The sequence below is a fragment of the Paenibacillus sp. GCM10027628 genome (genome assembly GCF_042676385.1).
Classification (GTDB): domain Bacteria; phylum Bacillota; class Bacilli; order Paenibacillales; family NBRC-103111; genus Paenibacillus_E.
Genome location: NZ_JBHTHA010000046.1, coordinates 23,922 through 45,297, shown reverse-complemented (window position 1 = coordinate 45,297; position 21,376 = coordinate 23,922). Strand labels below are relative to the sequence as shown.

At 48.4% G+C, this 21,376-nt stretch carries 18 protein-coding genes; 2 read left to right on the top strand and 16 right to left on the bottom strand.

Features of this window, described 5'->3' with window-relative positions:
* Positions 1-8: 8 nt before the first annotated feature.
* The gene (gene mreB, locus ACFQZT_RS28365; protein ID WP_379305586.1) at positions 9-1,055 is read right to left on the bottom strand and encodes a rod shape-determining protein; all 1,047 of its coding nucleotides are present in this window, start codon (positions 1,053-1,055) and stop codon (positions 9-11) included.
* Between the two features lie 353 nt (positions 1,056-1,408).
* Here mreB and ACFQZT_RS28360 point away from each other — a divergent pair, with 353 nt between their 5' ends.
* Complete coding sequence (locus ACFQZT_RS28360; RefSeq protein WP_379305584.1) at positions 1,409-2,749, top strand: arsenic transporter; 1,341 nt, start codon at positions 1,409-1,411, stop codon at positions 2,747-2,749.
* 33 nt (positions 2,750-2,782) lie between these two features.
* Positions 2,783-3,451 (top strand): DUF2642 domain-containing protein, encoded by a 669-nt coding sequence (locus ACFQZT_RS28355; protein ID WP_379305582.1) that lies wholly within the window; start codon positions 2,783-2,785, stop codon positions 3,449-3,451.
* 181 nt (positions 3,452-3,632) lie between these two features.
* Here ACFQZT_RS28355 and ACFQZT_RS28350 read toward each other — a convergent pair whose 3' ends face one another.
* The 15 genes from ACFQZT_RS28350 to ACFQZT_RS28280 all read right to left on the bottom strand — a co-directional run bounded on the left by ACFQZT_RS28350 (position 3,633) and on the right by ACFQZT_RS28280 (position 21,349).
* Positions 3,633-4,169 carry an ATP-dependent Clp protease proteolytic subunit gene (locus ACFQZT_RS28350; protein ID WP_379305580.1) on the bottom strand — a complete coding sequence of 179 codons (537 nt, stop codon included), beginning with the start codon at positions 4,167-4,169 and terminating at the stop codon, positions 3,633-3,635.
* A 97-nt stretch (positions 4,170-4,266) separates the two neighbouring features.
* On the bottom strand, positions 4,267-4,821 hold the full coding sequence (locus ACFQZT_RS28345; protein ID WP_379305578.1) for a cob(I)yrinic acid a,c-diamide adenosyltransferase: 555 nt from the start codon (positions 4,819-4,821) through the stop codon (positions 4,267-4,269).
* A gap of 15 nt (positions 4,822-4,836) precedes the next feature.
* Positions 4,837-5,697: a 3-hydroxybutyryl-CoA dehydrogenase gene (locus ACFQZT_RS28340; protein WP_379305576.1), complete on the bottom strand. Its 861-nt coding sequence runs from the start codon at positions 5,695-5,697 to the stop codon at positions 4,837-4,839.
* Between the two features lie 28 nt (positions 5,698-5,725).
* A complete protein-coding gene (locus ACFQZT_RS28335; protein ID WP_379305574.1) occupies positions 5,726-6,901 on the bottom strand; it encodes an acetyl-CoA C-acetyltransferase in 1,176 nt (391 codons plus the stop codon).
* Between the two features lie 61 nt (positions 6,902-6,962).
* Positions 6,963-8,246 (bottom strand): dihydrolipoamide acetyltransferase family protein, encoded by a 1,284-nt coding sequence (locus ACFQZT_RS28330; RefSeq protein WP_379305572.1) that lies wholly within the window; start codon positions 8,244-8,246, stop codon positions 6,963-6,965.
* 32 nt (positions 8,247-8,278) lie between these two features.
* Positions 8,279-9,259, bottom strand: a complete 981-nt coding sequence (locus ACFQZT_RS28325) for an alpha-ketoacid dehydrogenase subunit beta (protein ID WP_379305814.1) — start codon at positions 9,257-9,259, stop codon at positions 8,279-8,281.
* Position 9,260: 1 nt separating this feature from the next.
* The gene (locus tag ACFQZT_RS28320) at positions 9,261-10,277 is read right to left on the bottom strand and encodes a thiamine pyrophosphate-dependent dehydrogenase E1 component subunit alpha (RefSeq protein WP_379305570.1); all 1,017 of its coding nucleotides are present in this window, start codon (positions 10,275-10,277) and stop codon (positions 9,261-9,263) included.
* 45 nt (positions 10,278-10,322) lie between these two features.
* Complete coding sequence (gene icmF, locus ACFQZT_RS28315) at positions 10,323-13,583, bottom strand: fused isobutyryl-CoA mutase/GTPase IcmF (protein WP_379305568.1); 3,261 nt, start codon at positions 13,581-13,583, stop codon at positions 10,323-10,325.
* A 165-nt stretch (positions 13,584-13,748) separates the two neighbouring features.
* Positions 13,749-14,657, bottom strand: coding sequence for a methylisocitrate lyase (gene prpB / locus ACFQZT_RS28310; RefSeq protein ID WP_379305566.1), 909 nt, complete (start codon positions 14,655-14,657; stop codon positions 13,749-13,751).
* A 44-nt stretch (positions 14,658-14,701) separates the two neighbouring features.
* On the bottom strand, positions 14,702-16,150 hold the full coding sequence (locus ACFQZT_RS28305; RefSeq protein ID WP_379305564.1) for a bifunctional 2-methylcitrate dehydratase/aconitate hydratase: 1,449 nt from the start codon (positions 16,148-16,150) through the stop codon (positions 14,702-14,704).
* Positions 16,147-17,298: a citrate synthase gene (gene mmgD, locus ACFQZT_RS28300; RefSeq protein WP_379305562.1), complete on the bottom strand. Its 1,152-nt coding sequence runs from the start codon at positions 17,296-17,298 to the stop codon at positions 16,147-16,149. The genes ACFQZT_RS28305 and mmgD overlap by 4 nt, the downstream gene beginning before the upstream one ends.
* Before the next feature lie 18 nt (positions 17,299-17,316).
* Positions 17,317-18,459, bottom strand: a complete 1,143-nt coding sequence (locus ACFQZT_RS28295; RefSeq protein WP_379305560.1) for an acyl-CoA dehydrogenase — start codon at positions 18,457-18,459, stop codon at positions 17,317-17,319.
* Positions 18,460-18,838: 379 nt separating this feature from the next.
* Positions 18,839-19,951 carry a GerAB/ArcD/ProY family transporter gene (locus tag ACFQZT_RS28290; RefSeq protein ID WP_379305558.1) on the bottom strand — a complete coding sequence of 371 codons (1,113 nt, stop codon included), beginning with the start codon at positions 19,949-19,951 and terminating at the stop codon, positions 18,839-18,841.
* Positions 19,948-20,190, bottom strand: a complete 243-nt coding sequence (locus ACFQZT_RS28285; protein WP_379305556.1) for a hypothetical protein — start codon at positions 20,188-20,190, stop codon at positions 19,948-19,950. Before ACFQZT_RS28285 ends, ACFQZT_RS28290 begins: the two co-directional genes overlap by 4 nt.
* A 1-nt stretch (position 20,191) precedes the next feature.
* Positions 20,192-21,349 carry a Ger(x)C family spore germination protein gene (locus tag ACFQZT_RS28280; protein WP_379305555.1) on the bottom strand — a complete coding sequence of 386 codons (1,158 nt, stop codon included), beginning with the start codon at positions 21,347-21,349 and terminating at the stop codon, positions 20,192-20,194.
* Between the last annotated feature and the right edge of the window lie 27 nt (positions 21,350-21,376).

Genomic DNA, 21,376 nt, shown 5'->3' with positions numbered 1-21,376 from the left:
CTTTGTAATCAAGGCTGGGTTGCCATTTCTTCCGTTTTACTCTCTGGCTTTACCGGTCTGTTCTTCACTCTATGCTCACCGAGCATCATTCCAGTCCCGAGTGCTGTGCATGCAAGCGGATCGTCCGCGATATGAACAGCGACACCCGTCTCCGCACGAATCCGCTCATCGATGCCATCCAGTAATGCTCCGCCTCCGCAAAGCAATATCCCCTGCTCCATCACATCACCTGCAAGTTCAGGAGGACAAAGCTCCAAAGTCGCACGAATAGCCTCAATCAGTGTTCCTAAAAAATCATTAACTACTGCATATATTTCACTGGATGTCAACTGAATCGATCGTGGCAAACCGTTGATCAAATCGCGGCCTCGAATGTCGATGGTCCGTTCTTCCACCGTGTTTACAGCCGTGCCAATCTGTTTCTTAATCTCCTCAGCCGTCCGCTCACCAATCTCCATGTTGTACTGCCGTTTCACATAATCCATAATATCGCGGTCAATCGACATCCCTGCACGGTGAATCGTATGACTGGCGACGATGCCTCCAAGCGATAATACGGCAACTTGACAGTTCCCGCCACCGATGTCGAGCACTAAATGCCCTATGGGTTCATCCAAATTAATCCCGGCACCGAGAGCAGCCGCGAGCGGTTCTTCCACTGCGATCGCCTTTTTGGCTCCCTTATGGACGACGGTCTCTTCAATCGCACGCTTTTGTACGTTCGTGATCCCGCAAGGCACCGATATGTAAATTTGTGAGCTCCGCAAGAAAGAGGATCTGCCTTGGATTTTTTTAATAAAATATTGCAGCATGCTGCTTGTCTTCTCGAAATTGGAAATAACGCCATTCATTAAGGGATACGTGATATCCACATGTGCAGGGGCTCGGCCAATCATGGCTTGAGCTTCGGCACCGGCAGCAAGCAACTCGCCCGTGTGTTGATGAAAGGCAACGACCGTTGGCTCGTTGAGCACAATCCCCTTCCCTTTCTCAAATATCACGGTGTTGGATGTACCTAAGTCAATCCCATATAATTTGTCAAACTGTTTAAACATTTACTAATTCCTCCTTTGATCTGTCATTTAAACATGGTTTGGAGGTGGATTACACGTACTCATAGTATTCATCGCCTATCGCGGTTTTGTGGGGGCGCTCCCAAAAATAATTGCTGGAAATATTTAATAGATACATATAGTGCCGAGATATATATCTCCTAGTTAACCGTTGATAATTATAAAGATGAGGAAATCGGCTAGTCCCCTCTATGTTATTTATACATACACTGCAAATGTATATATAAGTCATATAAAGAGGGAGTGAAAACAACTATGTAGTGATCATTCAACCATAATTTTACTAGAGATATAAATGGAGCACCGTGCATCTAAGCGAAAAGAGGTTGAGTCAAATGCTGCAAGATTTTATGGTTCCCATTACGGTCATCACGTTTTTATGTACGATTACATTTATTTTCTTGCGTCCTACGGTCAACGAAGCATACCCAGCTACAGTCGGAGCCATTGTTGTTCTTCTCAGCGGCAGCGTTTCTCTATCGGATTTGGGTAAAATAACGGAAACCATCAGCGGAGCAGCTATAACGATTATGGCGACGATCGTCATGGCGATTGTATTGGAAAGCTTTGGCTTTTTCTATTGGGCAGCTGAGAAGTTAATGGAGAGATCCAGGGGCTCCGGGATACGTCTTTTTTGGTATACGAACCAATTTTGCTTTCTGATGACACTTTTTGTGAACAATGATGGCAGTATTTTAATTACGACACCGATTCTATTGATGCTGCTGCAAAAACTAGGGCTTAAAAATCGCCAAAAGATACCTTATCTTCTTTCCGGAGCTTTAATCGCAACCGCCTCAAGTGCGCCTATCGGCGTAAGCAATATTGTGAATTTGATCGCTCTAAAAATCGTTCATATGGACTTGTATATGCACACTGCGATGATGTTTGTCCCTGCTTCACTTGGACTTGTGCTTCTTTCCTTCCTGCTCTATGTCTGTTTCTATCGTGTCTTGCCGCGTAAACTGCCTGTAATGACGATAGGATCATTGAAGCACTCACATCCTTTAAAAGAAGATGCGTCGCAGATCCTTCCAGAGAATCGCACCAAACTCATGCGTAATATTTTAATTTTTGTATTCTGTGTACGTGTTAGTCTATTCGTTGCTTCATATATCCAGTTCCCTGTTCCACTAATGGCTGTCATCGGCTCTGCTTTCTTATTGGCATGGCGGTGGTATTTTTTGAAAATTTCGCCTGCGGATATGATAAAAAAAACACCTTGGTATATACTCGTGTTCGCCTTCAGTATGTATGTGATTATTTATGGCTTGCATAATATCGGCTTAACTCAGTTCCTCATCCAGTTACTTCAACCGATCGTATCCGGCAGTTTACTTCACGCGAGTATCATGATGGGGGTACTTCTGTCGATTCTATCCAATTTATTCAACAACCATCCTGCCCTTATGGTGGGGACCCTAACCTTGACAAGCATGGGTCTAGACCCCCTTACATTAAAAATCTCATACCTGGCGAGTGTTATTGGCAGCGATATCGGCTCCCTTCTATTACCGATTGGAACGCTTGCAACCTTAATGTGGATGCATATGATCAAGAAAGGAAAAGTCAAATTAAGCTGGGGGCAATACTTGAAGGTGACCATAACCGTAATCCCAATTACCTTGCTTTTCACGCTAGTCGTTCTCGCACTTTGGGTGTCCTGGGTATTTTAATATGGCATTTTTAATAACCGGGAGGTTACTAGGATGAATGTTCTTCAACCATTTTTGGGCAAACAAGTGATCGTCGAAATCTCAGGAAATAATATATGTACAGGCAAATTTATTGACATGGGTTTGGATCTGATCGTAATCGTCCATGAACAACGGTTCTACTACATCCCAATCGTCCATATTCAGAACGTACAAGAGAATTTGGACACGACGATGGAGGAAGAAAATCTCTCAGACGATAAGCCTATTGAATATCAATCGGATAGCCTTTCCTTCCGGAAAATATTAAATCATGCAAAGGGACGATTCGTAGAAATTTATGTGACCGGGAATAAAACGATTCATGGCTATTTAACAAGCATTATGAACGATTATTTCGTCTTCTACTCGCCTGTATACAAAGCGATGTTCGTATCCATGAATCATTTGAAATGGTTAATCCCTTATCGCTCCAATCTTACTCCTTACACGATTAGCAACCAGTCACTGCCTGTTAACCCGGTTCAAATTTCATTAGCAAGAACATTTGAAGAACAATGCAAAAAACTGGAAGGAACTCTGATTGTGTTTGATCTCGGAGATAACACGAATAAGATCGGCTTGCTTAAGAAAGTGGATAACCATTTAGTAGAACTTGTTACCGCCAATGGGAACAGCGTCAGCTGGAATTTGCAGCACTTAAAGACCGTGTATAAGCCGTGAGTCGCGCCAAAACAAAAAAAACGACCTTCAATTTCCAGAAGGCCGTTTACAAAGAAGAGGTTGAATAATGCAATTACGCACACCACATTTTATGTGCATATGGCTATAAATGTCTGGGTGTAATCCCAATATTTTATAAGGTGGCAAAAGCCTCCTTTTTTTTACGTCCGATCGGAAATTACTATGTAATTTCATCAATAATCCCCAATGCCAATGCTTCTTCCGGATTGATAAACCAATCTCTCTGATGTTCTTGAACACTTTTCAGGTCCTCTAACCGAAATTTTGTTTTCGAAATGAGATACTCGTCATAAATGGATTGCAATCGCTCAGTTTCATCAAGCCGGTTTTTCAAATGTTCGAATTGACCGCCAATATGATTGGAGACGGAATGGTACATAAACGTGCTCAATCTTCCCGAGTATCGCTTATGGCCACTAACCGCAATAAGCAGACTCATACTGGCAGCAAGTCCGAAAACATGCGTGTGTACAGGTGTTTTACTGTTATCAATCACATTAATCAGCGCAAGCCCGTCGTATACGCTACCGCCATTGCTGTTGATGATAAGATCAATGGGAAGACGCTTATAATCTTTTTCCTTTTTATCTTTATCATCATCGAATTGGTTAATCTTGATCATTTGTTCAATAATCATCTTCACAGAGCTTTTATTAATCCCTTCGAATAAATATAAAGTTCTTTCATTGGCAATCACGGAAAAGTCCCCCTGTCCCCACGGTGCTGTTACCTACACTATATTCCTCCCTCCTGCACTTTGTAACTATAAATTGAAATACAAAAAAATCTCCGATTTACGGAGACCCGGGTGTGCGGCTTTCATATCGTATATCTGCGATTTGTTCCAAATGATTGACCCATCGCGCAGCTGCAAATAAGAAATCCGACAAGCGATTCATATACTGTATGGCTTCCGGATGAACCGCATGTTGTTTGGATAAACGCACAATGGATCTTTCCGCTCTGCGGCATACGGCCCGGCTCACATGCAATGACGCAGATAACGGAGTCCCGCCCGGTAAAATAAAATAAGTAATTTCCGGGGTTTGTTCGGATAATTCGTCAATGCGCTTTTCCAGGAATTCCACTTTCTCAGTTGAGATTTTGTACACCTTTGGGGAGAACGTCGCCAAATCCACGCCCAGATCGAACAGATCGTGTTGAATCTGCTGTAAGCTCTTTTTGAAGGATGTATGAGGATCATCCCTTATTATACTGACAGCCTGCCCCATCAAACTATTCAATTCATCAACAGTCCCGTAAGCCTCTACACGCAAATTGTCTTTATCGACACGCGCCCCGATAACGCTCGTTTGTCCTTTGTCGCCTGTTTTGGTATACAGTTTCATACAATCCCTCCCGGATCAACGACTTGATGGGTATGGATAAAATCCTTGGCCGGATTTGCGGCCCAAGCGCCCCGCTTTCACATATTTTCGGAGCAGCGGGCAAGGACGGTATTTGGGATCTTTGAAGCCCTCGTATAAGATGTCCATGATGGAGAGACATGTATCGAGCCCGATAAAATCAGCCAGCTCAAGCGGTCCCATCGGATGGTTCATGCCGAGCTTCATCACCTGATCAACCGATTCCACATTGGCAACGCCTTCATAAACGGCGAAAATCGCTTCGTTAATCATCGGCATCAGGATGCGGTTCGACACAAACCCCGGGAAGTCATTCACCTCCACCGGTGTTTTGCCCATCTGTCTTGCGAGGTCATAGACGGAGTCGAACACTTCCTGTGAGGTTTCCAAGCCGCGAATCACCTCGACCAAAGGCATAACGGGTACAGGATTCATGAAATGCATCCCGATGACCTGTGAAGCCCGTCCCGTTACAGCCGCAAGCTCTGTAATCGGCAGCGATGAGGTGTTCGATGCCAAAATGACATGTGCCGGACATATGGCGTCCAGCTTCTGGAATAGCGCCGTTTTTAACGGCATCTGCTCAGTAATCGCTTCAATTACAAGCTCAGCCTGTTGGGCTTGTTCCAAACGCGCAGTAGGCTGTATCCGGCTTAGGATCTCTTCCTTTCGTTCTTCTGTAATTTTCCCTTTCTCGACAGAGCGCGTTAATTGCTTGTTCATTGCAGCCAGACCTTTATGAATGAGTTCTAAGGAAACGTCGTGGAAAAGCACTCGCTTTCCCGAAGCTGCAGCCACTTGCGCGATGCCGCTGCCCATTTGCCCTGCACCTGCAACCATAATCGTTTGAATGTTCATGAGATCGACCTTCCTTTGAGATTGGCGTTTACACGCGTAAAAGAATGGCATCTCCCTGCGCGCCACCGCTGCAAATGGCAGCAATGCCGTAACCTCCGCCGATTCTTCGCAGCTCATGAATTAACGTAAGAATGATTCGGGTCCCGCTAGCGGCTATCGGATGGCCTAGCGCAATCGCCCCGCCATTCACGTTGACTTTATCCAAATCCCAGCCGGTTAACTTTCCGCATGTTAATACGACAGCCGCGAACGCCTCATTAACCTCGAAGCGGTCGATCTGCTCCAAAGACATGGAGGTTTGCTGCAGCAGCTTTTGAATCGCAAGTGCCGGTGTCGTTGCGATATAGCGCGCTTTCTGTCCAATCGTCGTATGTCCGATGATCGTCGCGAGCGGCATGAGCCCTTTGGAGACCGCCTTCTCTTTGGACATGACGACCACAGCAGCGGCACCGTCGTTTACGCCGGGTGCATTGCCGGCAGTTATCGTACCCTCCTTGACGAACAAAGAAGGCAATGCGCTAAGCTTATCAAGTCTAGTGTCTGCACGCGGGGCCTCATCTTGCTCCATATACGTCGTTCCGTTCTTGCTCACAATCGGCATCGGAACGATTTCTTCAGCCCAATACCCCTTGTTTCTCGCATAGATCGCACGCTGATGGCTGCGAAGCGCCCATTCATCCTGCTCGTCTCGCGTGATCCCAAACTCTTCGGCGACATAACTGCCGTGTACAATCATATGAACTTTATCAAATGCGCACTCCAGACCGTCATGAATCATCAGATCAATCAGTTCCCGGTTCCCCATTCTCGCTCCCCAGCGGGCGCCGGGATCCAGATAAGGCGCGTTGCTCATACTTTCCATGCCGCCTGCCAGGATCGTATCCGCATCGCCTGAGCGAATGATTTGATCGGCTAAAGTGACGCTGCGCATACCGGAAGCGCATACTTTATTAATCGTCTCCGTAGTCACATGCCAATTCAAGCCCGCCAGTCTGGCCGCTTGTCGGGAGGGTATTTGACCGGCGCCGCCCTGCAGCACCATGCCCATCATCACTTCATCAATTTCCGCCGGATCGAGCGTTGAACGCTCTATAGCTGCTTTCATCGCTGTAGCGCCGAGCGCAACGGCTTCGATATCTTTCAATGCGCCTCCAAACTTGCCGAATGGCGTTCGCGCACCACTGACAATGACACTTTGTCTCATACGCATCGTCCTCCTTTCTCTTTCATTGCGTGCGGTTACTTTGATCATATGGAGCAAACGGCTAGTAAATAACCGTATCTGGGTCATATTGCTCCAAGTTTTGCTTCACACGCTGCATAAAACAGCCGCAAATAACCCCGTCTAAGATCCGGTGATCAAGCGAAAGGCAGAGATTGACCATGGATCGGACTGCTATCGCATCGTCCTGAATCACAACCGGTTTACGGACAATCGATTCGAAAGTAATGATCGCCGCTTGCGGATAATTAATAATGGGGTAGGAAAGAATCGAACCGAATGCCCCCGTATTGTTAAAGGTAAACGTACCTCCTTGCATGTCAGCCAATGTCAGTGTACCGGCTCGCGCACGCTTGACCATCGCATCCAGCTCTAATGCGAGTCCGGCGATCGTTTTGTGATCCGCATTGCGTATCACCGGTGTGACGACGGAATTCTCTGAGCCGATAGCGATACAAAGGTGAATCTCTTTCTTTATGACAATGTGGTCCGAAGCCCAAGTGGAATTCAATATAGGGAAATCTTTAATGGCATTAACAATCGCTTTCACAACAAAGGGAGTGAATGTTAGCTGTACGCCTTCTTCACTTAGGAAGCGTGCCTTCAGCTTGTGACGTAAAGCGACGAGACGGCTCACGTCCGCTTCAACCATCAGCCAAGCGTGCGGAATCTCGGTTACACTCTGCTGCATGCGGGAAGCGATCAGCTTTCGCAAAGGAGTTACGGGAAGCATCGTATCGGATGAACTTTGCCGGTCAAGTGCCGGTTGCTTTTGTTCATGAGACATCATAGGTTTATCGCTGGGTTCAGCTGACAATGCTGGAACAGCACGTTTAACCACGGTCGGCTCCGGCTTCGCCTGAGAGGGTGACCCCATTTGGTTTTTGACATGTGTCATGATATCCTTACGCGTAATTCTGCCGCCAAGCCCTGTTCCTTTGACCTTCAGCAAATCTGTCCCATGTTCTTTGGCAAGACGGAGAACGGCCGGTGAGTAGCGGGAGCGATGCTCGCCTCCTTCGATTTCCCCGCTTTCGTCTCTTCTCGAAGCTTCCTGAGCGCTTGCCATCTTTTCCGCAGACTCCTGAATGAGGCAGATCGGTGCACCTACATCCGCGCTCTCGCCTTCTTGCACGATGATCTGAACCAACGTACCCTCCAGCGGCGATGGCATTTCCACATTCACTTTATCCGTCAGCAGCTCGCATAAAACCTCATATTCGCGAACGTAATCACCCGGTTGCTTCAACCATTTACCGATGGTTGCCGAAACGAGGCTTTCAGCCAGATGCGGTACGGTTACCTTGCTACCTCGCTCGCTTTGCATGATGTCAATTCCCCCGTTTCTGCTCAGGTCAGTTAAATTTCCGCTAATCGGCGCATGGCCTCCTTCACCATATCGACGCTCGGCATATAAAACTTCTCAATCGTAGGCGCCATGGCTACCGGAGGAATATCGGGCGGGCAGCATCTCATGATCGGAGCATCCAGTTCGTATAAAAGCTCTTCGGCAATGATCGCCGATATTTCAGCGCCGATGCCTCCCGTCTTGTTGTCCTCATGGAAAATGAGAATTTTCCCGGTTTTCGCAGCGGCCTCGCAAATCGCCTGCTTATCCAGCGGGTGCAAGGTGCGCAGATCCAGCACATGCGTGCTGATGCCTTCGTTCTCAAGCTCGACTGCAGCTCTTAGCGCGTAATGAACGGCCAATCCATAGGAAATAACCGTAATGTCTTCGCCTTCGCGCTTCACCTCCGCTTTACCGATGGGAACGATATAATCATTGGCAGGCACTTCATCCGTGATGGAGAGATAACATTTTTTGTGCTCGAAATACAGCACAGGGTCTTCGTCTCGAATCGCCGCCTTTAATAACCCTTTCGCGTCATAAGCGGTCGACGGCGCGACGATTTTGAGTCCCGGCGTGCCAAAAAAGACCGACTCCGGGCACTGCGAGTGGTATAACCCGCCACCGCCAGTCGCTCCATAAGGAGCGCGGATCACAATCGGACAGTGCCAATCGTTATTCGAGCGGTAACGGATTTTCGCCGCTTCGCTGATGATTTGGTTCGTTGCCGGAAAAATAAAGTCGGCAAACTGGATCTCCGCTATCGGCCGCATGCCGACCATAGCGGCGCCAATGGCGACGCCGACGATCGCGGATTCGGAAAGCGGCGTGTCGAGCACGCGAAGCTCGCCGAAGCGGTCGCGCATGCCTTTGGTCGCGTTCAGCACCCCGCCCTTGCCGATATCCTCGCCAAGGACGAAAACGCGCTCATCCCGCTCCATCTCCTCGCTCATCGCAGAGCGGATCGCTTCCAAATAGGTGATGATCCCCATCTCAAGCATCACCTCCAGCTTCATCATCTGCGTACACGTGCTTTAGTGCGTCTTCCGGGGCCGGATAGGGAGCACTATCCGCATACTTCGTCGCTTCATTCACTTCGTTCATAATGGATTCGTGCATGGCGCTATCCATCTCTTCATTTAACAGGCCGCATTCGAATAAATAACGGCGGAAGCTTTCGATACCGTCCTGCTCCTTGTAATAGTCCACTTCTTCTTTCGTCCGGTACAGCATGTCGTCATCCGCCGTGGAGTGCGGCGGAATGCGGTACATCATCGCCTCGATCAACGTCGGTCCGGCGCCACGAATTGCGCGCTCTCTGGCTTCTTTGACAGCGCGATAAACCTCCAGAGCATCGTTGCCGTCTACACGACCCCCGGGAAAACCGTATCCGGCGGCACGATCAACGACGCGACCGGCTACTTGCCGATGAACCGGGATCGATATCGCATACTGGTTATTCTCACACATGAATATGACCGGCAGCTTGAAAACGCCGGCAAAATTGAACCCTTCATGGACATCACCCTGGTTGCTGGACCCTTCTCCGAAGGTTACAAAAGCGACCCTTTCTTCTTTTTTCATCAATGTCGTAAGCCCGATCCCGACGGCATGCAGAACCTGGGTAGCCACGGGACTCGATCCCGAGACGATGTGATGCTTCTTAAAGCCAAAGTGCCCGGGCATTTGTCTGCCTCCGTTGATATCGTCCGCTTTAAAAAACGCGGCCAGCATCAGCTCCTGCACAGTCATTCCGACCGAAAGAACAAATGCGTAGTCCCGGTAATACGGGAGAAAAAAGTCATGCTGCTTTTCTAAAGCAAATGCTGCAGCGACCTGCGCCGCCTCCTGGCCGACGCTGGAGATATGAAATGCAGTCCGGCCTGAGCGTTGTAGCAGCGTTGCGCGTTCGTCGAACTTTCTCGCCATCAGCATGAACGCATACATGCTCACCACTTGCTCATTCGTTAGACCGAGCTGACGATGCTTGGGGACTTGTTGAAAGGACATGGACTCCCTCTCCCTCCTTCGGCGGTTCATCCCATTTGATAAAAGCTACATATTTCGGCGGTATTGGCCTCCAACTTCATAGAGAGCATGCGTGATTTGTCCCAGGCTTGCTACCCTAACCGTTTCCATTAACTCGGCAAAAATATTGCCGCCCGCTAAGGCAGACTGCTGAAGTTTGGCTAGGGCGCTTGGCGCTTCCGCTTGATTTCTGGCGTGAAACGCCATCAAGTTCTTGATTTGCCGCTCTTTTTCAAGAGGAGTTGCACGCGCTAACGGAATATCCAAATCTTTGTCCGCTCGCGGATTCGGATGGCGAAATGTGTTCACGCCGATAATCGGCAGCTCGCCGTTATGCTTTTTCATTTCATACAGCATCGATTCGTCTTGAATTTTGCCCCTTTGATACTGGAATTCCATCGCACCGAGCACGCCGCCCCTCTCACTGATCCGTTCCAGTTCCAGCAAGACAGCTTCCTCAACCAGATCGGTCAGTTCCTCAATTAGGAACGAGCCCTGCAGCATGTTCTCACTTTTTACAAAGCCAAGCTCCTTCGTAATAATCAGCTGTATCGCCATTGCCCGGCGCACTGATTCTTCAGTAGGTGTCGTTATGGCCTCATCATAAGAATTCGTATGAAGGGAGTTGCAATTATCCAGAATCGCCATGAGCGCCTGAAGCGTTGTTCGAATATCGTTAAAATCGATTTCTTGAGCGTGCAGGGAACGCCCGGACGTTTGGATATGGTATTTCAGCTTCTGACTTCGCTCGTTAGCCCTATATTTATGTTTCATGACGATAGCCCATATTCTCCGGGCCACACGCCCGATCACCGTATATTCCGGATCAAGCCCATTGCTGAAAAAGAACGACAAGTTGGGCGCAAAGTCGTCTATGCTCATGCCACGGGACAAGTAGTATTCGACATAGGTGAAACCGTTAGCCAGTGTAAAGGCTAGCTGAGAGATCGGGTTCGCTCCGGCCTCCGCGATATGATAGCCCGAAATGGAAACCGAATAATAATTGCGGACCTCATGATCGATAAAATACTGCTGGATATCGCCCATCATCCGCAGCGCGAATTCGGTGGAAAAGATGCATGTATTCTGACCCTGATCTTCCTTCAAAATGTCAGCTTGAACTGTCCCCCTAACCGATCTAAGCGTTTCCCTGCGAATTCTTTCCCCTTCTTCGGGGGTTGGCGTTCGCCCTTGCTCCTTATTAAACGTTTCAAGCTGCATGTCGATGGCCGCATTCATATACATGGCAAGAATGATGGGGGCCGGGCCGTTGATCGTCATGGAGACGGATGTCATCGGATGGCATAGATCGAAGCCGGCATACAGCTTTTTCATATCATCCAAGGTACAGACACTGACGCCGCTTTCGCCAATTTTCCCATAAATGTCCAAGCGATAATCCGGGTTTTCTCCATATAACGTGACAGAATCGAAAGCCGTGCTCAGACGTTTGGCTGGATCGTTCTGCGACAAATAATGAAACCGCAGGTTCGTTCTCTCCGGCGCCCCCTCCCCGGCGAACTGCCGTTTGGGATCTTCCGCCGTACGTTTGAACGGGAAGACTCCCGCCGTATAGGGAAACTCACCGGGAACATTCTCGCGAGAAACCCAACGAAGAATGTCTCCCCAATCTCGGTAGTCCGGCAAGCAAACCTTAGGGATACTAAGCCCCGACAAGCTTTGGGTCGTAAGCTCAGTCACGATTTCTTTGTCCCTAACCCGAGCGATGAAGGTATCTCCTTTATATAGTCGCTGTATGTCCGGCCAACGGGTCAACAGTTCCTTTGTCTCCTTTTGCATGCTGTTCTCGAGTGTTTCCTTTAGTTTGATCAACGGCGTCAAGCTTGCTTCCGGTTCTTGCTGCTGCAGCGCGAGGATCGCCCCATCAACCCGATAGCAGCTGCTTGCCAGCTCAGCTTCACGTTTCATTAAAGCATGATAATCTCTGACCGTTTGTGCAATTTCCCCCAAATAACGAATACGCTCATTCGGAATTATCACTTGTTTTTTAGCGGCTATTCGTTCAGAAGAAAATTGGGGCGAGGGCCACTGCAGCGAACACTTTCGGTTCAAAACATCGATCAGAGCGCGGAATAAAGCATGTACGCCCGTATCGTTAAACTGACTTGCCATCGTGCCGAATACGGGCATGGTCTCAACATCTTGGTTAAACAAACCGTGATTGCGCTGATATTGTTTTTTCACATCGCGAAGAGCGTCCAATGAGCCCTTCCGGTCGAATTTATTCATCGCGATCAGATCGGCATCGTCGAGCATATCAATTTTCTCTAACTGTGTCGGCGCGCCGAACTCGCTGGTCATGACATAAAGAAAGATGTCGGCAATTTGGGTGATTTGATGATCTCCCTGCCCGATGCCACTTGTTTCCACCATGATCAGATCAAAGCCCGCCGCCTTCACGACTTGAACAACATCCCGGATGGCGTCAGACAGCTCATGTCCCGATCCCCGTGTGGCCAGACTCCGCATATACACCCTATCGGAATGAACGGCATTCATCCGGATCCGATCCCCGAGCAATGCGCCGCCAGTACGCCGCTTTGTGGGATCGACAGATAAAATGGCAATGGTTTTCTCGGGGTAATGACGAAGGAATCGGCGGACTAATTCGTCAGTGAGCGAGCTTTTTCCGCCCCCGCCTGTACCTGTAATCCCAACGATCGGACAGTTTGCAGACACGGCTTGAATTCGACTGAATGCATCAAGCGTCTTGTCGGAAACGAGCAGCGTACCATCGCTTCTATTTTCGGCCAATGTGATAAACTGCGCGATACTGCGCTCTTTTCTTTGCATACACGCGTCCGGATCGAGATCTGTGTCGGTTACTGTGCTATAATCACATTCTTGCATCATCACATCGATCATGCCTTGAAGCCCTAACTCTCTGCCATCATCGGGAGAAAAAATGCGGGCTACCCCATAGGCATGCAGCTTTTTGATCTCAGAAGGAAGAATGACGCCTCCTCCGCCTCCGTAAACCCGAATATGCGGCGCCCCGTTTTCCCGCAAAGCATCGAGCACATAAGTGAAATATTCCATATGCCCGCCTTGATAGGAAGAAATCGCAATCCCCTGGACGTCTTCTTGAATCGCAGCCCGAACAACTTCTTCCACAGACCGGTTGTGCCCGAGATGAATCACCTCGGCCCCGCTTGCCTGAAGCATGCGCCGCATCATATTGATGGATACATCATGGCCGTCAAATAAAGCGGAAGCGGTAACAAATCGCACTTTATGCGTCGAACGATAGCTGGTATCCGATCCCATCAGGACTCTTCCCTTTCGCTCACAATCTGGCAAACTTTAATTAACCATCGGTTAACAAAATAACTCGCAGCAAAAGCCCCTACCGATACTACTGCATCAGCGAGGCCTTCTACCGATCTATGCGGGACTGGTCTGCGATCATAATTTGATGGTCTCTAGTGCCTCTTAGTCTGATTCAGGCAAAACGGTTTTCGCTATCCTTCCATCCAATGCTTCGTAATCGTAATACCCGATCGTCTCATACAATTCTTTCCGGGTTTGCATTTGACCGAGCATCCCCTTTTGAGTGCCGAAGCGGCGAATTTCAGTGAAAATTTGTTCATATGCCTTTGCTGCTACCCTTAGCGACGTTACCGGATAGAGCACCATACGGAAGCCCCACTGCTCGAACTGTTCAGCCGTATAATACGGTGTCCTCCCGAACTCCGTCATGTTGGCCAGCAGGGGGACGTCGACTTCTTGGCTGAATTGCTGAAATTCATCTTCACTTTCGAGCGCTTCCGGGAAGATCCCATCCGCGCCGGCAGCTGCGTACTGTTTGGCTCGTTCGATCGCAGCGTCCATGCCTTCTACACTCTTGGCATCCGTCCGGGCAAGAATAAATAAAGTAGGACAGATTTCTTTGATTGTTCGTATTTTCTGAACCATTTCCTGGCTGGAAATCAGTTTCTTGCCGTTCAGATGACCGCATTTTTTCGGCATCTCTTGATCCTCGATCTGGACCGCTGCCACTTTGGCTTCCACCATTTCCTTGGCTGTGCGGGCGACATTCAGGATGCCTCCGAAGCCGGTATCGATATCGACAAGCAGCGGAAGTCCTGATGCGCGAACCAGCTCGCGTGCTCGTTCCGCCACCTCATTCGAGTAGATGAGGCCAAGATCAGGCAATCCTCTACTAGCAGTATACGCAGCTCCAGACAGATAAATGGCTTTAAAATTGCACTGCTTGGCTATTCTCGCCGCCATGCCATCGTGGGCGCCGGGGATTTGGACAATCGGACCCCTTTCTATTAACTTGCGAAAATCAATCGCCAATTGCTTTTGCTCCGGTTCTTCTTCAATGAGCCAGGTCATGAGGACCGACCTCCAGCTTCCGTCTGATTTGAAATAACCATCGGTCAAATGACGAGATGCGACATAAATTCATGAACAGGCGTTTGAATGAGTCGCTCATAATCCAGAGAAAGCTTAACAATTTCCGCTGCCTTTTTCCGAGGGAAGCGAGTTAACAGATTGGATTCATACTTCTGTACGACCATCGGCAGCCCTTCCTCACGGCGTCTGCGATGCCCGATCGGGTATTCACGAATCACTCTCTTTGTCTCCGTGCCATCCTTGAAAAATATTTGTACGCTGTTGGCGATTGAACGCTTCTCCGGGTCCAAATAATCTTGGCTGTACCGTTCATCCTCTAAGACGGCCATTTTCCCCCGCAATGCATCAATTCTTGGATCATTTGCCACCTCGTCCTCGTAGTGCTCAGCAACTAACGTTCCGAAAATCAGCCCGACCGCTACCATATACTGCAGACAATGATCCCGATCGGCCGGATTATGCAGAGGACCTTTTTTATCGATAATCCGAATGGCGGATTGATGGGTGATGAGTTGGATTTCTCTGATTTCGTCGAGCCGGTTTTTCACTTCAGGATGCAGCTCAATAGCGCATTCGACCGCAGTCTGCGCATGAAATTCAGCGGGAAATGAAATTTTAAACAAAATATTTTCCATGACATAAGAGCCGAGCGGACGACCTAATCTTAGCTCTTGTCCTTTCAATACCACATCCTGAAATCCCCAGGTTTTCGCCGACAGAGCCGAAGCATAGCCCATCTCCCCGCCGACGGCCATCAGCGCCAAACGAACAGCGCGACTCGTTGCATCCCCTGCTGCCCATGATTTACGCGAACCTGTATTGGGGGCATGCCGGTACGTCCTTAAACTGGCACCGTCAATCCAGGCGTTGGATAGCGCATTATGCAGTTCTTCTTTAGTTCCGCCCAACATCGCGGAAACGACAGCCGTTGAGGCGATTTTCACAAAATGAACATGATCCAGCCCCACCCGGTTTAAACTGTTCTCCAAGGCGAGCACACCCTGAATCTCATGCGCTTTGATCGCCATGGTCAGCACATCTTTCATGGATAACGGCGCTTTCCCTTCCGAAACCCTTCTGCGGCTGAGGTAATCAGCGATTGCCAGTATGCCGCCCAGGTTATCGGACGGATGTCCCCATTCGGCAGCGAGCCACGTATCGTTATAATCGAGCCAGCGGATCATACACCCGATATTAAATGCGGCTTGAACGGGGTCGAGTTCGAATTGCGTGCCCGGCACACGGGCTCCTCCCGGCAATACCGCACCCGGAACGACCGGTCCCAAATGCTTCGTACAATCCGGGAACCGAAGGGCTAGCAGACCGGTACCAATGGAGTCGATCAGCACATGCTGTGCGATCCGGAATGCTTCGTCGCTTTCAATTTCATAATGGAGTGCGTACTCAGCAATGTCTACGATTATCTGATCAAATGTCTTCCCCTTGTCCATTGTGTATTCAGTGCCGCTCATAGCTGTCTTCCCTTCTGTTCCAGCGGCTCATTTCGCCTTGGAGGGTGTAAATTCCGCGGACCTGTATAATGGACACGGGGCCTGAACAATCGATTATTTTCGTGCTGTTCGATGACATGGCTACTAATCCCGACGGTGCGCGCAGCGAGGAATACCGGTGTAAATAATTCGATCGGAATCCCCAGCAGATGATACACCGGAGCGGCGTAATAATCCAAGTTAGGATATAGATTTTTTTCGCGTTTCATCAACTGCTCTCCGACGACGCACATTTGGTAAAGTTCAGGCTGATTTTTGGCCTTTGTGAGCTTCTCCAATGCTTCTTTCATCAGGATAGCCCGCGGATCGGCCTTTTTCATATAGACTCGGTGGCCGAAGCCCATGATACGCTCCTTTTGCGCCAGTTTCTTCAGCATCAACGCCTCAAGATTGGCTTCCGAGCCTGCTTCCAGAAGCATCAGCATAACTGCCTCATTCGCTCCGCCGTGTAACGTGCCTTTCAGCGAGGCGACTGCTCCTGTTAACGCGCCATACATATCGGATTGGGTAGACGCTATGACCCGTGCCGCGAAAGTCGAATTCGGCATTTCGTGCTCGCTGTAAACGATCAGCGATTGGTCGAAAATCTCCTCTTCCAGCATGTCGGGCACTTTTCCGGTGATCATATACAAAAAGTTGGCCGTATATGAAAGCTCCTCACGCGGCGCTATAAACGGTTGTTCCGTTAGTGCCCTGTAGCCGTTCGCTACAATTTGCGGCACTTTGGCGAGCAGCCGGATCGCTTTGCGCGAATTGGCCTCTCTTGATCGGTCATCCAATTCACCATCGAAACCTGCGATGGCCGAAATCCCTGTTCGCAAAACATCCATCATATTCGATTGCTCGGAAAGCAGCTGCAGAATGGATAGCACCGGCTGAGGGAATGTGTATTCCGATTTCAATTTTTGTTCTAACAATTGACGCTGCTCAGATGTTGGTAATGCCCCATCGAGCAGCAGCCCCACAATATCCAGATACGTTACATGCTGGGCAAGTTCAATTAAATCGTAGCCCCGTAAGACGATTTCCTCCTGATCTACATCCAGATACGAGATGTTCGTCTCGCTGGCAATAACATTTTCAAGTCCGGGCCGTAATGATTCACTCAACGTTTTCCTCTCCCTTCTTCAATCGGCCAGCAGCATTTTAGAAATAACCAGACGCTGGATTTCGTTCGTGCCCTCATAAATTTGCGTCACTTTTGCGTCGCGCAGATAGCGTTCTACCGGAAAATCTTTGGTGTACCCGTAACCGCCGAAAATTTGCACGGCCTCTACGGTCACCTGCACGGCCGTATCACTTGCAAAAAGTTTGGCATAGGCGGATTCCTTGCCATAAGGCAGGCGGCGGCTCTCCCTCCACGCCGCTTGGTAAGTTAACAGTCTGGCGGCTTCGATTTGGGTTGCCATATCGGCAAGCTTAAAGGCAATCGCCTGCTGCTGCGCGATGGGCTTGCCGAACTGCCTGCGCGCTTTTGCATAGGCGATCGAGGCGTCCAGCGCGCCTTGCGCAATGCCTAGCGCTTGCGCGGCAATGCCGTTACGCCCTCCGTCGAGACTCCGCATGGCGATGGTGAAACCTTCGCCTTCTTTACCGAGAAGGCTTTCTGCAGGCACGCGGCAATTGTCAAAAACAATTTCCATCGTTGGCGAAGAACGGATGCCCAGTTTTCTTTCCTTTTTGCCGAAAGAAAAGCCCGGTGTTCCCTTCTCGACGATAAAAGCGCTGCATCCTTTTTGTTTTTGCTGCGGATCTGTCAAAGCAAATACAATATAAATTTCCGCTTCGCCCGCATTCGTTACAAAAATCTTGGAACCGTTCAAAACATAGCTGTCGCCTTCCCGTTTCGCCGTCGTTCTCATGGCTCCTGCGTCCGATCCGGAGCCGCTTTCGGTCAAGCTAAAGGCGCCTAGCTTTTTCCCTTCGGCTATCGACCGCAAGTACGTCTGTTTCTGCTGTTCCGTACCATACGTATACAGAGACCAGCCGACAAGCGAAGTGTGCACGGAGAGCATAACACCAGTGGAAGCGCAGACCCGGGACAATTCCTCCAAGACCATCACATACGTAATATAATCGGCTCCGAGTCCGCCGTACTGCTCAGGCCACGGGATGCCGGTCAAGCCGAGCTCCCCCATCTTGTCAAACAATGCGCGGTCAAACCTCTCCTCCTCGTCCCGCTGAGCTGCGCTTGGTTCTACTTCATTTTCGGCAAATTCCCTCACCATCCGGCGAATCATTTCCTGCTCATCCGATAAGGTAAAGTCCATGCGATAGCCTCCTTCAACATGCTCGCCGTTCCAATCGTTGCTGCGAAGACTATTCCGTTACCCTAATCCCACCACATTTGAAAGCGATTTCATTTAAAATGGAACTCCATTTATATATACACAGGATTTGCATGCTTAATTCCCCAAGGAAAACAAGAAAAACCGTCAGGGTCTTTCCGCCTTCTATTTCCGACTAAGGTGAAAATTTGATTTGGCATCTGCCCGCTTCAATTCTGTAACGATGAAAAACATCACTGTTGCTTCGCTCTGGTTCACGATACTGCCTTTATCTACTCTGTAACAATGGAGAACATCGCTATTCACTCATTTCCATTTACTTTTACCTCTGTAACGCTGAAAAACAACGTTCCTGCCTCGATCAGCGTCCCCGCACCGTTTCCTGAGAAAAGCGTCGTTTTCTTATTAATGTCAGGCAAGCTAACAGGATAGGGATGACGGTTGTCGGAATCAGCGTGGAAAACGGCAGTATTTCATAGTTGTACATCGCATGATCGGTTACTCGCCCAAAGCTCCTGAACGAAATGGCGAAGAACAACAAACCTATCGGCAAAATGAATGCTCTTGTATGTTTGATGGAGAACAAATGCGCCATCAGCTCCGTGAAAACGTACTGGATAACAATAAGTTCGAACAAAGTGAAAATCGTCCAAATTCCGATGATCGTTATTTCAATTCTTTCCATGTATTCACCGAATTTCACTAACTGAATAGCTGTGAAAAATGGAAATGTAGCGGATCTAGTCAAGCTCATTCCCAGCGAACCGAACGTCAAATAAGTCGCCCACAATAAATAAACACCGGATAAAGCTATACCGATTGTGCCGCCAACGAACATTTTTCTTGTATTTTTCACGCGCGATAAAAGAAAACCGAACATCACCGTTTTTCCGAAAGGAAAAGCGAAAGAAATCATCCCTCCGTAAATGATATTCGTTAGCCGGTTTTGAAACTGCGGAAGAAGCGGATTCATTTCCACTTCACGGAAAATAAACAAACTGATGATGATGCTCGCTAGAATAAAAAACGGCAAAATGACTTGAAGCGTTCTCATGATCGTACCGAGTCCAAGAGAAATGGCATAGGAAGTTACCAGTAAAACCAATAGAATCAGTACGCTAGGCGGGGTATTGGGAAGGATGGCCGTCGTGTAGAACGTAGAGATCGCGCGAGCCGCCAATCCGCCCAATTCAAGAAAATAGGCTAGGTAAATGAGGAAAGCGAATTTGGCTATCCATTTTCCAAGCAATTTCTCGCAAGACTCCGTAAACTTCATATCAGGATGCTTTCTCTGAACATAGCATAGGAGCCATAGCACGCCTATAGCAGCTGCAATGGCCAATACATTGGCCATCCAAACATCCTGTTTCAGGAATTTAGCCTCAAGTAAGAATAAGGTGGAGAATCCGGATAAATAACCGAAACAGAGGCAGCCGAGCTGGACATGTGTTATTTTCTCTTCAGATGGCATCATTGATCCTCCAGCTTTATTTTCATGAGGTTCATCATATAGTGCGAGACCGAACTGTACACAGCCCTGTTCAATGATTCTACAGTAGGCCATCCGCCGGAGAAAGAAGTTAAGTAGCCAGCAGCGACCCCACACAGCAATAAAAGCACAATCCCATCGGACTTGGCTTGTTTTTTCCATAATTCAATAAATCGCACGACCCCGTAACAAAGCGAAAAAAGACAAACGGATCCGATGAACATATCAAGATTCTCCTAAAACTTGGGTCATTCCCAATTTTTCAAATTTAACATCGACATGAACTTGAATGGGCATCTCCGAATAAATGCTTTCCCACTCACTTTCAATCCGCTTCCAGTCTTTGGCATGATTCCTTCTGAGATAGTCAGAAAAACCCAGTACATCCACATTTAAGTCTTTTTGAAAATACTTCAAAGAATCTTTTATCATCAGCTCTACTTGTTTGGCCGCTGCTTGTTCCAACTGCCTGATGGTATCCCGGTTGGTGACCGCCAGATGTTGATTCATATCACCGATAATTGCATTTAGTTTCACCTCAATGTCGAAATGGGGATTTCCACCATCCATTTTGCTGTGGAGTGTTTTCTTGGAAACCCGGTATAGCACTGTTATTCTGGTGGACTTAAAATCCACAGATTCCGTGAATTCAATTTTCTTCCAGATGGCATTATCTGCCAACAGCTGCACAACGATCACATCTTTTCCACCCATCCAACCGATAAATTTCCCTTTACCGAACACTGAGCCGCCTTTTAAAGCAAGCACTTTGTTGTGCTGATCTTGACCATCAGAAGTGCTTAAACGCCCTATTACAAAGCCCCGATGTTGATGCGGAAAACAATTGACAACATCTTTCACTGTAAGGCTGATGCTCTTTCCCCAGTCCTTCTCATTACGGATTTTGCCTAACAATTCATTCGATATAAAATCTCCTGAGCGTGATTTTACTTTTAATTTATCTGCTGCTTCTCCTTCACTGACCATCAGGTAGCTGGTTATTCGGACTTCTCGATTCCTTGACAGAAAATCGACGATTTCATAGATGGATTGACGGGCTGCTTTTTCCCCAATAACGAAAAATTTGTTATGCTGCCAAATCAATGCTTTGCCCGCCTGGCTTCGTAGATTTTTAGCTGCATCTAAAATGGAGTTACCGGCAGCGCTTGCGACCCATTCCGCTTGTTTACCTGGTTTTTCTGCACTTCCCGTCGATGGCAGGACACCATAAGCTGTAAATATATATTTGTCATGCTCTTTGTCATAGTCGATTCCAGTCGCCATGACCAAAGCAATATCGCTGATTTCATGAACATCGGGGGAGCAGCCTGTCATGAAAACAAAGCCTGCGCACACGATCAGGATCCATTTAACGTATTTCATACTCATGCCCTTCGTTCCCATGCACGA

Bases quoted from the DNA above. Each gene is read 5' to 3' on its own strand.
- ACFQZT_RS28355 (WP_379305582.1), top strand. From the start codon at position 2,783: ATGAATGTTCTTCAACCATTTTTGGGCAAACAAGTGATCGTCGAAATC.
- ACFQZT_RS28345 (WP_379305578.1), bottom strand. From the start codon at position 4,821: ATGAAACTGTATACCAAAACAGGCGACAAAGGACAAACGAGCGTTATC.
- ACFQZT_RS28330 (WP_379305572.1), bottom strand. From the start codon at position 8,246: ATGCAAAGCGAGCGAGGTAGCAAGGTAACCGTACCGCATCTGGCTGAA.
- ACFQZT_RS28290 (WP_379305558.1), bottom strand. From the start codon at position 19,951: ATGATGCCATCTGAAGAGAAAATAACACATGTCCAGCTCGGCTGCCTC.
- ACFQZT_RS28340 (WP_379305576.1), bottom strand. From the start codon at position 5,697: ATGAACATTCAAACGATTATGGTTGCAGGTGCAGGGCAAATGGGCAGC.
- ACFQZT_RS28305 (WP_379305564.1), bottom strand. From the start codon at position 16,150: ATGAGCGGCACTGAATACACAATGGACAAGGGGAAGACATTTGATCAG.
- prpB (WP_379305566.1), bottom strand. From the start codon at position 14,657: ATGACCTGGCTCATTGAAGAAGAACCGGAGCAAAAGCAATTGGCGATT.
- ACFQZT_RS28360 (WP_379305584.1), top strand. From the start codon at position 1,409: ATGCTGCAAGATTTTATGGTTCCCATTACGGTCATCACGTTTTTATGT.
- icmF (WP_379305568.1), bottom strand. From the start codon at position 13,583: ATGGGATCGGATACCAGCTATCGTTCGACGCATAAAGTGCGATTTGTT.
- ACFQZT_RS28280 (WP_379305555.1), bottom strand. From the start codon at position 21,349: ATGAAATACGTTAAATGGATCCTGATCGTGTGCGCAGGCTTTGTTTTC.
- ACFQZT_RS28335 (WP_379305574.1), bottom strand. From the start codon at position 6,901: ATGAGACAAAGTGTCATTGTCAGTGGTGCGCGAACGCCATTCGGCAAG.
- ACFQZT_RS28295 (WP_379305560.1), bottom strand. From the start codon at position 18,459: ATGGACTTTACCTTATCGGATGAGCAGGAAATGATTCGCCGGATGGTG.
- ACFQZT_RS28325 (WP_379305814.1), bottom strand. From the start codon at position 9,259: ATGGGGATCATCACCTATTTGGAAGCGATCCGCTCTGCGATGAGCGAG.
- ACFQZT_RS28320 (WP_379305570.1), bottom strand. From the start codon at position 10,277: ATGTCCTTTCAACAAGTCCCCAAGCATCGTCAGCTCGGTCTAACGAAT.
- ACFQZT_RS28285 (WP_379305556.1), bottom strand. From the start codon at position 20,190: ATGTTCATCGGATCCGTTTGTCTTTTTTCGCTTTGTTACGGGGTCGTG.
- mreB (WP_379305586.1), bottom strand. From the start codon at position 1,055: ATGTTTAAACAGTTTGACAAATTATATGGGATTGACTTAGGTACATCC.